The following is a 14931-nucleotide window of genomic DNA, read 5'->3' on the forward strand; positions in this document are numbered from 1 at the left end:
ATTGTGCCGGGTAAGGCGCAGCCGCCACCCGGCAATTGAGGGGCACCATGTCTGCAGAAATTATCCCCGTTACCCAGAATATCGAGCTTCGCGCCGTCGAAGAGCGCTATACCGCCGATCTCCATCACCTCGTCGTCAAAAACAAAACCTGGCTGCAAACCGCCTTTGACTGGGCGCAGCACGTGGGCGCGGAAGAGGATACCCGCCGCAATGTGCTAAGTAACCAGATGCTGCACCAGCGCGGCTACGCCAAAATGTTTTTGATCTTCCGGGATGATGCGCTGGTCGGCGTGCTGTCGTTTAATTCGATAGAGCCTGCCAACAAAGCGGGTTATATCGGTTACTGGCTGGACGAGGCGCATCAGGGGAAGGGGATCCTCTCTCAGTCATTGCAGGCGTTTATGCGCTATTACGCTGAGCGCGGCGAGATCCGCCGTTTTGTGATTAAGTGCCGGGTGGCGAATCAGAGCAGCAACAACGTTGCCCGGCGCAACGGTTTTACGCTGGAAGGGTGCCTGCGGGAAGCGGAATACCTGAATGGCCGCTTTGACGATGTGAACATCTACGGGAAGATTTTTACCCTATAGCGCCCCCAGCAGCGGTGTGCGGGTGATGCGCTGGTCGCCGTTAATCACCTTTTCGCCACGCAGGTGAATGCTCTCACCCGAAAAGGCTTCAATGACTGCATCGTCGGTGATTTCAACCCGATGCTCGATCAACACATCGCCGCTGATCCGGGCGCGTCCCTGAATCACCACTTTATCGTCAAGCATGATCGGCCCCCCGCGCAGCCATGCCTGACCGCCGATCAGGACGTGGTGCTTAATGACGCAGTTGCCTTCCACGACGGCATTTTCCGCCACCTGCGAACTGTAGCGCACGGTGGGGATGGCGTCGTCGTCGAAACCGGCAATCAGACGGGCGTGACCATATACCTTTGCGCAGTCGCACACCCAGACGTTATTGAGATCGTTCCCTTCGAGGATCGCACTGTCGAATACCTCAGCGCGGTGTTCAATAAACGCATTGTTCACCATCGCTTCGCCGTAGATCTGTGCCTGATGCACAACGCGCGACCGGCTTACCGTCGCTTTGTCATAGATTTGCAGGATCTGGTCGTGGTCCGGCGTCAGTCCTTTGGCGGCGATGATGACGCTGTTATGCAGGATGCGCGCGTCGCCGAAGATGTGGCACTCGCCCCGCACGCAGGAGTGCTGAATGGTGACGTTGTCACTTATCCGCGCGCCGTGACTGACTTCGGCGCTGTCCAGCCAGCAGTGACCGCTGATGCGGGCGTCATGGCTGACGGTACAGGGCAGGGTCAGGCGCGCGTGATCCGACACGGTAGCACCGGCGAACACCACGCTGTTCTCGTCATAGATCCAGCAATCCCCATTCTGTGACAGGGCGCGCGCGTCATCAATCCAGCCACCTTTCGTACCGGCCGTGACATCGTTAAAATCTGCCGTGGCGATGATCTGCCGTAAGGTTGTTGTGTGGGTTGTTTCGCCGTTTTTCCATTGCCAGAGGCGGGTTTCATCGCTGAGCCGATACTTTTTCATCGTGTGATCCCTGATAAGCGTCTTCACTAAACGTAGCAAACTTTTGGTTTTTCGTTGTGCTGGCATCCGTTGCGGAAACCCCTTAAAATGGCATTTAAAATGCATTTTAAAAATTAAAATTAATGGATAAACTCAATCCCCCACAGAAAGTGCTTAACTTGCCCGCTGGGTATTTTGGCATGGTGCTTGGCATCATTGGCATGGGTTTCGCCTGGCGATACGCCAGCACGCTCTGGCCGGTGACACGGTGGCCGGGTGATGCGCTGGTGGCCCTTGCCGTTACGTGCTGGTTTTTGCTGACGGTGGCCTTTATCATCCGCGCGATCCGTTTCCCGCGCAGCGTGCTGGCAGAGATGAGGCATCCGGTGATGAGTAGCTTTGTCAGTCTTTTTCCGGCGACGACGATGCTGGTCGCCATCGGTTTTGTGCCCTGGTGCCGCCCGATTTCAGTCGTGCTTTTTGGCGTGGGGGTGGTGACACAGCTGTCTTATTCCGCCTGGCAAAGCGCGGGACTCTGGCGCGGCAACCATCCGCAAGAAGCCACGACGCCGGGTTTATATCTGCCAACCGTGGCGAATAATTTTATTAGCGCCATGGCGTGCGGCGCCCTGGGGTTTAACGACGCCGGTTTAGTGTTCCTGGGGGCGGGTGTCTTCTCCTGGCTCAGCCTGGAGCCGGTTATTCTTCAGCGCCTTCGCAGTGCCGGAGAACTGCCGACCGCGCAGCGCACCTCTTTGGGGATTCAGCTTGCGCCCGCGCTGGTGGCCTGTAGCGCCTGGTTTAGCGTTAACGGCGGTGAAGCCGACACCTTTGCCAAAATGTTGTTCGGTTATGGCCTGTTGCAACTGCTGTTTATGCTGCGTCTGTTGCCCTGGTACGTATCCCAGCCGTTTAATGCCTCTTTCTGGAGTTTCTCCTTTGGTATATCCGCACTGGCAACCACCGGGCTGCATCTGGGGCACAGCAGCCCGTCGGGCTTTTTCCACGTGATTGCCGTACCGCTTTTTATCTTCACCAACGTCATCATTGGGATCCTGTTGGTCCGTACTTTTATTCTGCTGCTTCAGGGCAAACTTCTGCTGCGCACTGAAAAAGCACTGCTTATGCAATCTGAGGAAAAATAATGTCCGTCGATGAAAATTACTTCACAGAGAAATATGGTTTAACCCGTACACACTCAGAGGTGGTGTACAGCGCGGGGATCGTGAAACCGGGTAAAACCCTGGATCTGGGCTGTGGCAATGGCCGTAACAGCCTTTATCTGGCGGCCAACGGGTACGAGGTCACTGCCTGGGATAAAAATCCGATGAGCATCGATAATATCGAGCGCATCAAAGCGGCAGAAGGCATTGAGAATCTTCACTCGGCCATCAAGGATCTCAACAACCTGAGCATTGACGGCGAGTATGACTTTATTCTGTCCACCGTGGTGCTGATGTTCCTGGAGGCAAAAACCATTCCGGGTCTTATCGCCAATATGCAGCGTTGCACCAAACCTGGCGGTTATAACCTGATCGTTGCCGCGATGGACACGGCGGATTATCCGTGCACCGTCGGCTTCCCGTTTGCGTTTAAAAGCGGTGAACTGAGCAACTACTATGAAGGCTGGGAGTTGCTCAAATACAACGAAGAGGTTGGCGAACTGCACCGCACCGATGAACACGGCAACCGCATCAAGCTGCGCTTTGCTACGATGCTGGCGCGCAAGCCTGCTTAACGCGCGGCCAGCAGGCAGAGTTGCAGGGCAGTGTGGTAAGACGCCTCGAACGACGACAGCGGCAAGAATTCAAACTTCGAATGGAAGTTATGCGCGCCGGTGAAGAAGTTCGGGGTGAGCAACCCTTTTGCCGAGAGCGCTGCGCCGTCTGTACCGCCGCGCATCGGCGTCGGTTTTGGGGTGATACCCAGTGATTCCATCGCCGCAAACATCAGATCGATGGCACGCCTGTCTTCGCCAATCGCATTGCTGATATTGCTGTAAGTATCTTCAATGCGATAGTCCACTTTTGCCGTCGGATACCGGGCGGCGATCCGGGCGGCGACATCAGCAATCTGCTGCTTGCGGGAAGCAAAGTTGTCCTTGTCAAAGTCCCGAATATTGGCCTTCAGAACGGCCTCGTTCTGCCCGGCCTGAATGCCGTTAAACCAGATGTAGCCTTCACGGCCCTCCGTGCACTCTGGCGTTTGCTGGCGGTCAAACTGGTTGATAAAGTCGGTCGCCATTAATAACGGGTTTACCAGCACCCCTTTAGCAGACATCGGGTGCGCCGTTACGCCAGTAAAGCGGATCTCAGCGGCTGCCGCATTAAAATTCTCATAGACAATCTCCCCCAACTCGCAGCAGTCGATGGTCCAGGCAAAGTCGACGTCGAAGCGTTTCAGATCTAACGCTTTTGCCCCCTTAAGGCCAGTCTCTTCGTCGGGTACAAACGCGACCACAATGTCGCCATGTTTATGCTCAGAGGTCAGGTTTTCCAGCACGGTCATGACCACGGTCACCGCTGCTTTATTATCTGCGCCTAATACGCTGGTACCGTCGCTGAAAATAATCTCTTCATTCGGGTAAGACAGAATTTCCGGATGCTCACTTACCCGTAGCCAGATCCCTTTCTCTTTATTCAGACAGAGATCTTCACCGGTAAAAGTTAATATTTGTGGATGAATATCCGGCGATAATCCCACGTCCACGGTATCAATGTGAGTAATAAATCCAATGCGCGGTGCGCCGGGTACATTACCTTTTTTAACCGCCGTTACCGTGGCGAATTCGTCGATCACAATGTCGTCTAAACCCAGCTGTGCCAGCTCCTGCGCAAGCTCTCTTGCCATCTCGTGCTGCCCCGGTGTTGAGGGTAAGGTTTTGACGCTGGGATCGCTCTGACTGGTAATGGCGAGATAGCGGAAAAAGCGATGTGTTAATTGTCTGGAAAGCGGCGTGCCCATAGTGTTTTCTTCCTTATTTATTTTTCGGGTGTTTGCCACATCACTTTAATGTTATTTATGAAATGGCAAAAGAATTAATTAGCCGTCGAATTAAAAAGACAGGAATAAATGATGACAAGCAAACGCACAACATTAATGCTGGCACTTGCTGCGCTTACGGTCAGTTCCTCCGTTGCCGCGAAAACGCTGGTGTATTGCTCCGAAGGGTCACCGGAAAACTTTAATCCTCAGTTATATACCTCAGGCACCAGCGTGGATGCCAGCGCCGTACCGGTCTATAACCGGCTGGTCGATTTCAAACCCGGCACCACAGAACTGGTGCCGAGCCTGGCAGAGCGCTGGGAGGTGAGCGATGACGGTAAGGTTTACACCTTCCATCTGCGCCAGGGCGTGAAATTTCAGAGCAATAAATCCTTCACGCCGACCCGGGACTTTAACGCCGATGACGTGATCTTCTCGTTTATGCGCCAGAAAGACGTCAATCATCCTTATCACAACGTCTCTAACGGCAGCTACTCCAACTTTGAAAGCCTGGAGTTTGGCAGCCTGATAACCGCCATTGATAAAGTCGATGACCACACCGTGCGCTTTACCCTGGCACACCCGGAAGCGCCGTTTGTCGCCGATCTGGCCTGGTATTTTGCCTCGATTCTCTCTGCCGAGTATGCCGATGCGATGCTGAAAGCAGGCACGCCGGAGAAGGTGGATATGGAGCCGATCGGCACCGGGCCGTTTAAGCTGGCGCAGTATCAAAAAGATTCCCGCATCCTGTTCACGGCGTTTGCCGACTACTGGCAGGGCAAATCAAAGCTGGACCGGCTGGTGTTTACCATCACGCCGGATGCCTCCGTACGTTTTGCCAAAATTGAAAAGAACGAGTGTCAGGTAATGCCGTTCCCGAACCCGGCGGACCTGCAGCGCATGAAAGCCAATAAAAATATTAACCTGATGAGCAAAGCCGGGTTGAATACCGGTTTCCTGGCATTTAATACGCGAAAACCGCCGCTGGATAATGTGAACGTCCGCCGGGCGCTGGCGATGGCCATCAATAAGCCCGCCATTATCGACGCGGTGTTCCACGGCACCGGAACCGTCGCGAAAAATCTGTTGCCGCCCGGCGTCTGGAGCGCCAACAGCGAGCTAAAGGATTACGCATACGATCCTGAAAAAGCAAAAGCGTTGCTGAAAGAGGCGGGTCTTGCTAACGGCGTGAGCATTGACCTGTGGGCGATGCCGGTGCAGCGGCCCTATAACCCGAATGCGAAACGTATGGCCGAGATGATTCAGGCTGACTGGGCGAAAATCGGCGTACAAACCCACATTGTCACTTACGAATGGGGAGAATACCTCAAGCGGGTGAAGGGCGGGGAGCATCAGGCTGCGCTGATGGGCTGGACGACCGCAACGGGCGATCCTGACAACTTCTTTGGTCCGCTGTTTACCTGTACGTCGGCAAATGGCGGCTCCAATTCGGCGAAATGGTGCTATAAACCGTTTGATAACCTCATCGCCGAAGCAAAATCGATAACCGATCACGATAAACGTGTGGCGCTGTATCAAGAGGCCCAGCAGATGATGCATGACCAGATGCCGGCGGTCATGATTGCCCACTCAACGATTTTCGAGCCGGTGCGCAAGGAGGTGAAAGGCTACGAAATCGATCCGTTTGGCAAACATATCTTCTGGCAGGTGGATATCAATCCGTAATTTTTCGCTGCCCGGTATGAAGCCGGGCCTTCTTTTTGCAATTTGTGCTACTTACATCATTTTTTGTCACAACAAACCCGCCTGACTTTTGCTATAACTTCAAATGCATACTTGCAGATAACATGGAAAACTATCATGCGTACTCAAACTTTTTTTAAAGTTGCAGTGCTTACTGGTTTATTGGCCCTGGCAGGCTGTTCTTCAAAAGTCGCCGCCCCCGAACAATATTCAGGCTTTTTAAAAGATTACTCCGGCTTGCAACAGACGACATCTGCGACGGGCAAACCGACGCTGCGCTGGGTCGATCCTAATTATAACGAAGCGAATTACGACAGTATTATCTGGACGCCGATTACCTATTACCCTACGCCTAAACCGACCACTCAGATTGGGCAGAAAACCCTTGATGAGCTGTTGAACTACACCAATACCAAAATGAAAACGGCTATTGGTACTCGTAAGCCTATAGTGGCGACACCAGGTAAACATAGCCTGATTTTCCGGGGTGCCATTACAGGGGTGAGTTCGCAGAAAGAAGGCCTGCAGTTCTACGAAGTGGTGCCTGTCGCGCTGGTGGTGGCGGGGACGCAGATGGCAACCGGCCATCGCACCATGGATACCCATCTCTACTTTGAAGGTGAACTGATTGATGCAGCCACCAACAAACCGGTGATGAAGGTTGTTCGTAAGGGCGAAGGTAAAGAGCTGAGCAATGAAAATACGCCAATGACCTTTGCGACGCTGAAGCAGGTTGTGGATGATATGGCGACGGATGCCACCATGTTTGATGTGAAAAAAACCACGAAATAATGTAAAACGGCCTGCTCTGCGCAGGCCGTTTTTTTATGCTGTTCGTAAGCGCCTGAACCAGGTTTCGGGTTTAGTGAACATCACCATATTCCCACCCAGAATCAGCAGTAAACCGACGATACCGTTGAGATGCCAGACGTAGCCCTCATACACCGTTGAGATGGAGAGCGCCACCAGCGGGAAGAGTAGCGTGCTGTACGCCGCTTTCCCGGGGCCAATACGCCCGACCAGCGTGAAGTAAGCGCCGAAAGCAATCACCGAACCAAACAGAGCCAGATAGAGCAGTGCGCCGATGTAGCTCACCGTCCATTCCGGGGTAAAGCTGTCCCCTCTGAAGAGGGCAATGCAGCCCATCACCAGCGTACCGTAAAGCATCGCCCAGGCGTTGGTGGTCATGGTTTCCAGGCCTCTGCGCTGATGGCGCATGCTGATCATGTTGCCCAGCGAGAAACCATAGGTTCCAAGCGCAGAAAGGCCAATGCCCGTCAGAAGCGATACGCTCCAGCCGCTGGCAAGCAGATCGTCCCAGAAAAGGGTAATAATCCCGACCAGACCCAATGCCGCCGCCGTCCAGAAACGCGCGGGCGGGCGCTGCCCAAAGAAAATAAAGCTATTAATGGCGTTATAGAGCACCGCCATGGAGAAGATGACTGATTCCAGCCCGGTATTGATGTGCGCGGCCGCGGTATAAAAGCACCAGAAGTTAAAGCAGAAAACGCAGCATCCCTGAAGCATGCAAAAAAGGTGATCCCGTAGCGCCAGCTTACGCAGTCGACGCAGGGCAAGTAACACCACCATCATCGTGGCGCTGGCCACGGCGAAACGCCAGAAAATCGACACCGGGGCCGCCACGGGACCTTGCTGCAGGAAAATGGCAATCCAGGTGGTTCCCCAGATGACCACGACCAGTCCGTATAATAATGCGTTCATATCATTTCTCTTCTCAAACCACGAAAGCCCGCAGTATGGCGCTGAAATGCGCCGTGGGCTTTCACCGGCTTGCGGCAGACTTGCAAAATCTTGCGCTTTTTTCTCTCCGGGGGACTGGCAACGGGGAACAACAATTCTTAGACTGACAGTTCGATCACTCACGCGCTAACGGTTATGTCTCACGCTTACGATACCTTTGAAACGCTTAGTCAGCAGAATGCCGTCCTGCGGGAGACGGTCTCGCTGAACTCGGGTATTCAACTGGCGGCGTGGTACAACAAGCACGATACGATAACGGTTAAAAGCAATCATCACACCCTGAGCCTGTACGTGGCCGACGGTTATGAGAGCTATCAAAAAACGCCGGGCGGCTGGAAGAACGGCGGGGGACCGGACCGTTTCTGCCTGATGCCGAAAGAGAGTGAATCGACGTGGGATATCCGTGATGACCTGTCGTTTGTCCATCTCTACTGCACCGATGAACACCTGCGCGACGTGGGCGAAAAAATCTGGGATAAGCGGCCGCTGTCGCTGACGCTGGACGAACGCATTTTTGGCAGTGACCCGAAGATCACCGCGCTGTATCGCCAGTTTTTACTTGGCTGCGACTGGCAGCAGCAGGCCAATCAGCTCACCCTGAGTACAGCATCCACGTTGCTGATGACCCATCTGCTGCAAAACTACTCCAACGTTCAGTGGAAGCTGCCGGTCGTCACCGGCGGGTTATCGCCTTTCGTTCTGCGCAACGTGCTGGCCTTCATAGAAGAGCATCTTGGCCAGCCGTTAACCCTGGCCGAGCTGGCGGCGCAGGCAGCCCTCAGCGAATACCATTTTGCCCGCATGTTCCGCCAGTCGACGGGGCTGGCACCGCATCAGTACGTGATGCAGCGACGCATGGAAAAAGCAAAAAACCTGGTGCAGCATAGCGCAATGCCACTAACGGACATCGCGCTGGCCTGCGGATTTAACTCCGCCAGCCACTTCAGTAACCGTTTCCGCAGCGTGATGGGTATTACGCCGTCCCAGCTGCGCGCGGCGAGCGCGTGAAAACAGGGCATAGCATATCCCGCCCAGCACCAGCCCCCAGAATGCCGAACCGATGCCCAGAAGGGTGACGCCGCTCGCGGTCATCAGAAACGTGACGATGGCTGCGTCACGTTCGGCTTCATGATTCAGGGCCTGAAATAAACTCCCGCTGAGGGTTCCAAGCAACGCCAGCCCCGCCAGGGTCTGGATCCAGCTCAGCGGCAGTGCAGCCATGATCCCGGTAATAGACCCGCCGAAAACTCCAGCCAGCAGATAAAACCCACCGGCTGCAATGGCCGCCAGCCAGCGTTTAGTCGTATCCGGATGGGCATCAGCGCTTTGACAGATGGCGGCGGTAATGGCCGCGATGCAGATGGAGAAGACGCCAAAGGGGGAAAGCAGCAGCGCCAGGCCACCGGTAATGATGATGAGCGGTGAGACCGCCAGCGAGTAGCCGGAGGCTTTCATCGTGGCGAAGCCCGGCGCATTCTGTGAGGCCATGGTCACCAGGAAGAAGGGCAAACCGATACTCACCAGGCTGGTAAAAGTAAAGTCGGGGGCAATAAACTCAGGCATCACAACGGAGAGGCTGACTTTATCGGTGGCAACGTCACCACTTATCCATGCCACGAGACCACCTGCCAGCAGCGTAACCACGATGGCATAGCGCGGCGCCAGAGCTTTTGCCAGCAGCCACGCGGCAATCATGCTACCGCACAGCAGAAAGTGGCCGTCAAGATGTGCAAACGCGTGCAGGCCAAACTGCAGAAGCACGCCTGCCAGCATGGCGGCCGCGAGCGAATGGGGGATCAGCGTCATCAGACGAGCGAAAAGCCCCGTTATACCGCAGAGTAAAATAAGCGCGTTAGCGAAGATAAACACACCGATGGTTTCAGACAGCGTCACCCCTTGCAGGCTGGTGGCGAGCAGGGCGGCTCCGGGGGTTGACCAGGCCGTCAGTACCGGCGCTTTAAACCACCAGGAGAGCGCCAGCGTGCTGACTCCCATCCCAATCCCCAGCGCGGTCATCCAGCCCGCGATTTGCTGCGCGCTGGCACCTGCCGCGGCGGCGGCTTGCCAGATAATGGCGGCCGAACTGGCATAACCCACCAGGACGGCGACAAATCCAGCCAGTGTGACTGGAATAAGATGAGAGGAAGGGCGCATGGCAACTCCGTTGTGCGTTATAACGTCCGTATTACGGTAGCACTGTGCGTTATAGCGTACAAGTGGTATAATCATCGGCACCAGGAGGGAACATGGACATCACACAACATCTTGCAGCAACACTGAAAACACTGCGTCAGGCCCGCGGCTGGAGCCTGTCAAAGCTGGCGGACGAGGCCGGCGTGTCGAAAGCGATGCTCGGCCAAATTGAGCGCAATGAATCCAGCCCGACGGTATCGACCCTGTGGAAAATCGCCACCGGGCTGAACGTTCCGTTTTCCGCGTTCATCACGCCAGAGGCAGACAGGCAGGCTGTGTTTGATCCCCAGCAGCAGGCGATGGTCGTCAAACCGCTCTTTCCGTGGGATGAGACCCTGAGGTTCGATCATTTCTCTATTACGCTGGCGGCGGGTGCCCTGAGCGAATCCACGCCCCATGAGGCGGGCGTGATTGAACATGTGGTGGTCATTAGCGGAGAACTGGAGATGAAAATCGACGGCGAATGGCAGACGGTTTATGCCGACTCGGGCGTCCGTTTTGCCGGTGATAAACCGCATGCCTACCGCAACAGCAGCGACCGGCCGGTGCATTTTCACTCTCTGATCCATTATCCCCGCTGAGGCTACGCAAAACTGTTTCGCTGTCGTAGACTTCTGACTACAATAGCCGCCATTTTGACCATAACGGATAACGACGAAGTATGCGCCTGCAATCCCATCATCTTGAACTTTTAAGCCCGGCCCGTGACGCCGCCATTGCCCGCGAAGCGATCCTTCACGGCGCGGACGCCGTCTACATTGGCGGCCCTGGCTTTGGTGCCCGCCATAACGCCAGCAACAGCCTGCGCGATATTGCCGACCTGGTGCCGTTCGCCCACCGTTTCGGGGCGAAAGTGTTCGTGACCCTGAACACCATTCTTCATGATGATGAGCTGGAGCCTGCGCAACGACTGATCGGCGATCTCTATCAGACCGGCGTCGATGCCCTGATTGTTCAGGACATGGGGGTTCTGGAACTGGATATTCCGCCGATTGAACTGCACGCCAGTACCCAGTGTGATATCCGCACGGTGGAGAAGGCGAAGTTCCTCTCCGACGTCGGCTTTTCGCAGATCGTTCTGGCCCGTGAGCTGAACCTGAATCAGATCCGTGATATCCACCAGGCGACAGACGCGACGATCGAGTTCTTTATCCACGGCGCGCTGTGCGTGGCCTATTCCGGTCAGTGCAACATTTCCCACGCCCAGACGGGCCGTAGCGCCAACCGTGGCGACTGTTCGCAGGCCTGCCGTCTGCCGTATACCCTGAAAGACGATCAGGGGCGCGTAGTGGCGTTCGAAAAACACCTCCTCTCCATGAAGGATAACGATCAGACCGCCAACCTGGGCGCGCTGATTGATGCGGGCGTCCGTTCCTTCAAGATTGAAGGGCGTTATAAAGACATGAGCTACGTGAAGAATATCACCGCGCACTACCGTCAGATGCTGGACGCCATCATCGAAGACCGCGGCGATCTGGCGCGCGCGTCGGCAGGTCGTACCGAGCATTTCTTTATTCCGTCGACGGACAAAACTTTCCACCGCGGCAGCACGGACTATTTCGTGAATGCCCGTAAAGGCGATATCGGCGCGTTCGACTCACCGAAGTTCATCGGTTTACCGGTCGGTGAAGTGCTGAAGGTGGCGAAAGATCATCTTGATGTTGAAGTGACGGAGCCGCTGGCGAATGGCGATGGCCTGAACGTGATGATTAAGCGTGAAGTGGTGGGTTTCAGGGCTAATACGGTCGAAAAAACCGGTGAAAATCGCTATCGCGTATGGCCGAATGAAATGCCTGCCGATCTCTACAAGGCGCGTCCGAACGCGCCACTTAACCGTAACCTCGATCATAACTGGCAGCAGGCGCTGCTGAAAACCTCCAGCGAGCGTCGTATCGCGGTGGATATCGAGCTTGGCGGCTGGGAAGAACAGCTGATTCTGACCATGACCTGTGAAGACGGTATCAGCGTGACGCATACGCTGGATGGCCTGTTCGAGGTGGCAAACAACGCGGAAAAAGCGCTTAACAGCCTGAAGGATGGCGTGGCGAAGCTGGGGCAGACGATTTACTACGCGCGCGCTATCGAGGTTAACCTGCCGGACGCGCTGTTTGTGCCGAACAGCCTGCTTAACCAGTTCCGCCGTGAAACGGCAGAGCTGCTGGATGAAGCGCGTCTGGCCCAGTATCCACGCGGTAGCCGTAAAGCGGAAGTTGTTCCGGCCCCGGTATACCCGGACACGCATTTATCTTTCCTGGCGAACGTCTACAACCATAAGGCGCGTGAATTCTATCATCGCCACGGTGTGCAGCTGATCGACGCGGCCTATGAAGCGCATGAAGAGAAGGGTGACGTGCCGGTGATGATCACCAAGCACTGTCTCCGCTTCGCCTTCAATCTGTGCCCGAAACAGGCAAAAGGCAATATTAAGAGCTGGAAAGCGACGCCCATGCAGCTGGTCAACGGTGATGAAGTCCTTACCCTGAAGTTTGACTGCCGTCCCTGCGAAATGCATGTTATTGGCAAGATGAAAAACCATATTTTCAAAATGCCGCAGCCGGGCAGCATTGTCGCTTCCGTCAGTCCTGACGATCTGATGAAAACCCTGCCAAAACGTAAGGGGAGCTAACTACCTTACGTGCGTCTCCGGTTTGCGCGATTTCTGCCACAGGTGGTGTTCGCGCAAACCCTCCGCTGACTCTTCCGCTGCGCTGCGTAATTCATCGCTGTCGGCCTCGTGCCGCAGCTGATGCCCCACATTCTTTACCCATACATATTCATGCCCTTTGTGCCCGGCCATAAGCTGCCCTGAAAACAGCGCACAAATAAGCATGACGAGAGATAACCCTTTTTTAATCATGGTTTCACCGCTGAGTGACGTTGCGGGGATAATCATGGCGATTATTTCTTAGTGTTATTATTCAATAATTCAAAGTACGGCAAAGAAAATGTCAAATAGTGTTGGCTCAGAATTGTTTTTAAGAAATATCCTAAATGCGCCTAAAGCACTGTCAACTACCACTTCTGGACCATAAACAGGCGTTTGAATTAGGGATAATCCTATATAATAGGGATTCTCTGGCTAAGGAATGAGTCTTAATAAATGAAAAAAATAATCGCGTTTGCGCTCCTCGTGGCTGCTGTGGGTGCTACGGCAGGGGTTCGCTATATCGGGAATGACGAACCAGAATATATTCAGTCCGCAGAAACCCGTGTTGGTTCATATTTAACCAGCGATTACGGGCGTGTAGCCTGCAATAGCAAACAAGTAGACGATCAGCGCTGGGAATTAGATTGCCTGCATCAGGCAAGAGGAAAAGTATTCCAGTTTGCGGTGTATCCTTCTGAAAAAGCCCCCTATGGTGTTTCGCGTTCGTTTTATCTCGAAGCGATTAATGATGAAGCAAAACAGAGCGCCGAACAGGGTCTGATGCGTTATTTGCAAATCAACACGAAGGCGAGTTAATAGAGCTGTTTAGCTTTCGTTAAGTTAATCAGTGTTAGTTTGTAAGGGATCCGCAGCCCGACCATGGAGCGTCGGGGACGTAGAGACCAAAATACAAATCTATCCATGCAAGCATTTACCGCCAGATAATGGCGGTTTTTTTTTGCCATTTCGCGTATGTGCCCCTCATCCCAGCCCTCTCCCTCAGGGAGAGGGGCGTCTGTGTCGGTATTATGTTGTGGGGATCCCTCAGCGGGCAGGACCTGGACGCGAAAATTGCTTGCGGTACTGGGCCGGCGAAAGGGCAAATTGCTGACGAAAGTGGTGGCGCAACGTCGCCGCCTGTCCAAAACCGGTCTGTTCAGCGATGCTGTCGATGCTCAACCGACTGCTTTCCAGGTAATCTTTTGCTCTCAACAGACGCTCATTGATCAGCCAGCGCGACGGTGTCGTTCCCGTTGCCGCCTCGAAGCGACGAAGGAAGGTACGCTGGCTCATGCCCACCCGACGCGCCAGCGAGTCGACGCTGTGCGGTTCAACGAGATGGTTGTGCAGGAAATCAAACAGCTGTCCCAGACGCTGGCTCTCCCGTAGCTGTGCCACCGGGCGGCTCAGCTGTTGCGGCTGCGAACCATCCCGGTGGGGAGGAATAACCAGCCGACGCGCCACGCTGTTGGCGGTTTCCATGCCATAATCCCGGCGGACGACGTGCAGACAGAGATCGATGCCCGCCGCGCTACCAGCAGAAGTCAGAATATCCCCCTCGTCCTGATAGAGTACGTCTTCAACCACGTCGATGTCAGGGTAGCGGGCTTTAAGCGCCTCAATGTAGCGCCAGTGGGTTGTGGCTTTGCGCCCGTTCAACAGTCCCGTTGCGGCCAGCACAAACACACCCGAGCAGATGGACAGCAGCTGGCATCCACGAGCGCTGGCCTCACTCAATGCGTCGCACAGGGCCCTGGGAACCGGCGCGTCCAGCCCCCGCCAGCCGGGAACCACGATCAGATCCGCAGACTCAAGCAGGCTCAAATCACCATCAGTCACCATGCGGATCCCGCCCGTCGCCCGCAATTCTCCGCTATCCACACCTGCCACAGCAAAGCGATACCAGGCGTCGCCCAGCTCAGGACGTGGCAGGCCAAAAATCTCAACCGCCACGCCAAACTCAAAGGTACAGAGGCCGTCATACGCCAGCACCACCACCTGAGGGCGGGAAACCTGTCTTAAGTTTGTCATCTTTTTGCTGTTTTCTGGCATAAGCAAGCGCATTCATGGGCTGAATTTGTGGATAGAGTAGTGTTAACA

Annotated in this window: 15 protein-coding genes; 9 read left to right on the plus strand and 6 right to left on the minus strand. The window is 54.8% G+C overall.

All coding sequences use genetic code 11. The annotated features are described in order from the left end of the window. The first annotated feature begins 47 nt into the window (after nucleotides 1–47). The gene (rimL, locus tag ABFI50_RS19730; RefSeq protein ID WP_045134045.1) at nucleotides 48–587 is read left to right on the plus strand and encodes a 50S ribosomal protein L7/L12-serine acetyltransferase; all 540 of its coding nucleotides are present in this window, start codon (nucleotides 48–50) and stop codon (nucleotides 585–587) included. Here the strand turns inward: rimL and ydcK are convergent. Then, a complete protein-coding gene (ydcK, locus tag ABFI50_RS19735) occupies nucleotides 582–1562 on the minus strand; it encodes a YdcK family protein (protein ID WP_045134044.1) in 981 nt (326 codons plus the stop codon). The two genes, rimL and ydcK, sit on opposite strands and share 6 nt — an antisense overlap. Before the next feature lie 122 nt (nucleotides 1563–1684). Here ydcK and tehA point away from each other — a divergent pair, with 122 nt between their 5' ends. Further along, the gene (gene tehA / locus ABFI50_RS19740; protein WP_045282091.1) at nucleotides 1685–2686 is read left to right on the plus strand and encodes a dicarboxylate transporter/tellurite-resistance protein TehA; all 1002 of its coding nucleotides are present in this window, start codon (nucleotides 1685–1687) and stop codon (nucleotides 2684–2686) included. Further along, nucleotides 2686–3279, plus strand: coding sequence for a tellurite resistance methyltransferase TehB (gene tehB, locus ABFI50_RS19745; protein WP_014883802.1), 594 nt, complete (start codon nucleotides 2686–2688; stop codon nucleotides 3277–3279). The genes tehA and tehB overlap by 1 nt, the downstream gene beginning before the upstream one ends. On the opposite strand, the gene pepT is transcribed toward tehB, so the two are convergent. Then, nucleotides 3276–4505 (minus strand): peptidase T, encoded by a 1230-nt coding sequence (gene pepT, locus ABFI50_RS19750; protein WP_096218133.1) that lies wholly within the window; start codon nucleotides 4503–4505, stop codon nucleotides 3276–3278. The two genes, tehB and pepT, sit on opposite strands and share 4 nt — an antisense overlap. Before the next feature lie 111 nt (nucleotides 4506–4616). Between pepT and ABFI50_RS19755 the strand changes: the two genes are divergently transcribed. Together ABFI50_RS19755 and ABFI50_RS19760 are read left to right on the plus strand one after the other, a co-directional pair. Continuing rightward, the gene (locus tag ABFI50_RS19755) at nucleotides 4617–6212 is read left to right on the plus strand and encodes an ABC transporter substrate-binding protein (protein WP_201405630.1); all 1596 of its coding nucleotides are present in this window, start codon (nucleotides 4617–4619) and stop codon (nucleotides 6210–6212) included. A 135-nt stretch (nucleotides 6213–6347) separates the two neighbouring features. Continuing rightward, nucleotides 6348–7022: a DUF3313 domain-containing protein gene (locus tag ABFI50_RS19760; protein WP_318586867.1), complete on the plus strand. Its 675-nt coding sequence runs from the start codon at nucleotides 6348–6350 to the stop codon at nucleotides 7020–7022. A gap of 33 nt (nucleotides 7023–7055) precedes the next feature. Here ABFI50_RS19760 and ABFI50_RS19765 read toward each other — a convergent pair whose 3' ends face one another. Continuing rightward, nucleotides 7056–7952, minus strand: a complete 897-nt coding sequence (locus tag ABFI50_RS19765) for an EamA family transporter (RefSeq protein ID WP_023330396.1) — start codon at nucleotides 7950–7952, stop codon at nucleotides 7056–7058. Nucleotides 7953–8126: 174 nt separating this feature from the next. Between ABFI50_RS19765 and ABFI50_RS19770 the strand changes: the two genes are divergently transcribed. Then, the gene (locus tag ABFI50_RS19770; protein ID WP_059372945.1) at nucleotides 8127–8999 is read left to right on the plus strand and encodes a helix-turn-helix domain-containing protein; all 873 of its coding nucleotides are present in this window, start codon (nucleotides 8127–8129) and stop codon (nucleotides 8997–8999) included. Here ABFI50_RS19770 and ABFI50_RS19775 read toward each other — a convergent pair. Further along, nucleotides 8889–10145, minus strand: a complete 1257-nt coding sequence (locus ABFI50_RS19775; RefSeq protein WP_059372943.1) for a benzoate/H(+) symporter BenE family transporter — start codon at nucleotides 10143–10145, stop codon at nucleotides 8889–8891. The two genes, ABFI50_RS19770 and ABFI50_RS19775, sit on opposite strands and share 111 nt — an antisense overlap. A gap of 92 nt (nucleotides 10146–10237) precedes the next feature. On the opposite strand from ABFI50_RS19775, the gene ABFI50_RS19780 reads away from it, so the two are divergent. Further along, complete coding sequence (locus tag ABFI50_RS19780) at nucleotides 10238–10765, plus strand: XRE family transcriptional regulator (protein WP_014883809.1); 528 nt, start codon at nucleotides 10238–10240, stop codon at nucleotides 10763–10765. Between the two features lie 80 nt (nucleotides 10766–10845). Continuing rightward, a complete protein-coding gene (locus ABFI50_RS19785; protein ID WP_180261756.1) occupies nucleotides 10846–12810 on the plus strand; it encodes a U32 family peptidase in 1965 nt (654 codons plus the stop codon). Here the strand turns inward: ABFI50_RS19785 and ABFI50_RS19790 are convergent, their stop codons facing one another. Further along, nucleotides 12811–13041 (minus strand): DUF2554 family protein, encoded by a 231-nt coding sequence (locus ABFI50_RS19790; RefSeq protein ID WP_014883811.1) that lies wholly within the window; start codon nucleotides 13039–13041, stop codon nucleotides 12811–12813. 243 nt (nucleotides 13042–13284) lie between these two features. Between ABFI50_RS19790 and ABFI50_RS19795 the strand changes: the two genes are divergently transcribed. Continuing rightward, nucleotides 13285–13647: a hypothetical protein gene (locus ABFI50_RS19795; RefSeq protein WP_023330401.1), complete on the plus strand. Its 363-nt coding sequence runs from the start codon at nucleotides 13285–13287 to the stop codon at nucleotides 13645–13647. A 228-nt stretch (nucleotides 13648–13875) separates the two neighbouring features. On the opposite strand, the gene ftrA is transcribed toward ABFI50_RS19795, so the two are convergent. Further along, on the minus strand, nucleotides 13876–14883 hold the full coding sequence (ftrA, locus tag ABFI50_RS19800) for a transcriptional regulator FtrA (RefSeq protein ID WP_063666559.1): 1008 nt from the start codon (nucleotides 14881–14883) through the stop codon (nucleotides 13876–13878). Nucleotides 14884–14931: the final 48 nt, after the last annotated feature.

The sequence above is a fragment of the Enterobacter sp. HNDS-6 genome, from assembly GCF_039850505.1.
Classification (GTDB): Bacteria; Pseudomonadota; Gammaproteobacteria; order Enterobacterales; family Enterobacteriaceae; genus Enterobacter; species Enterobacter kobei.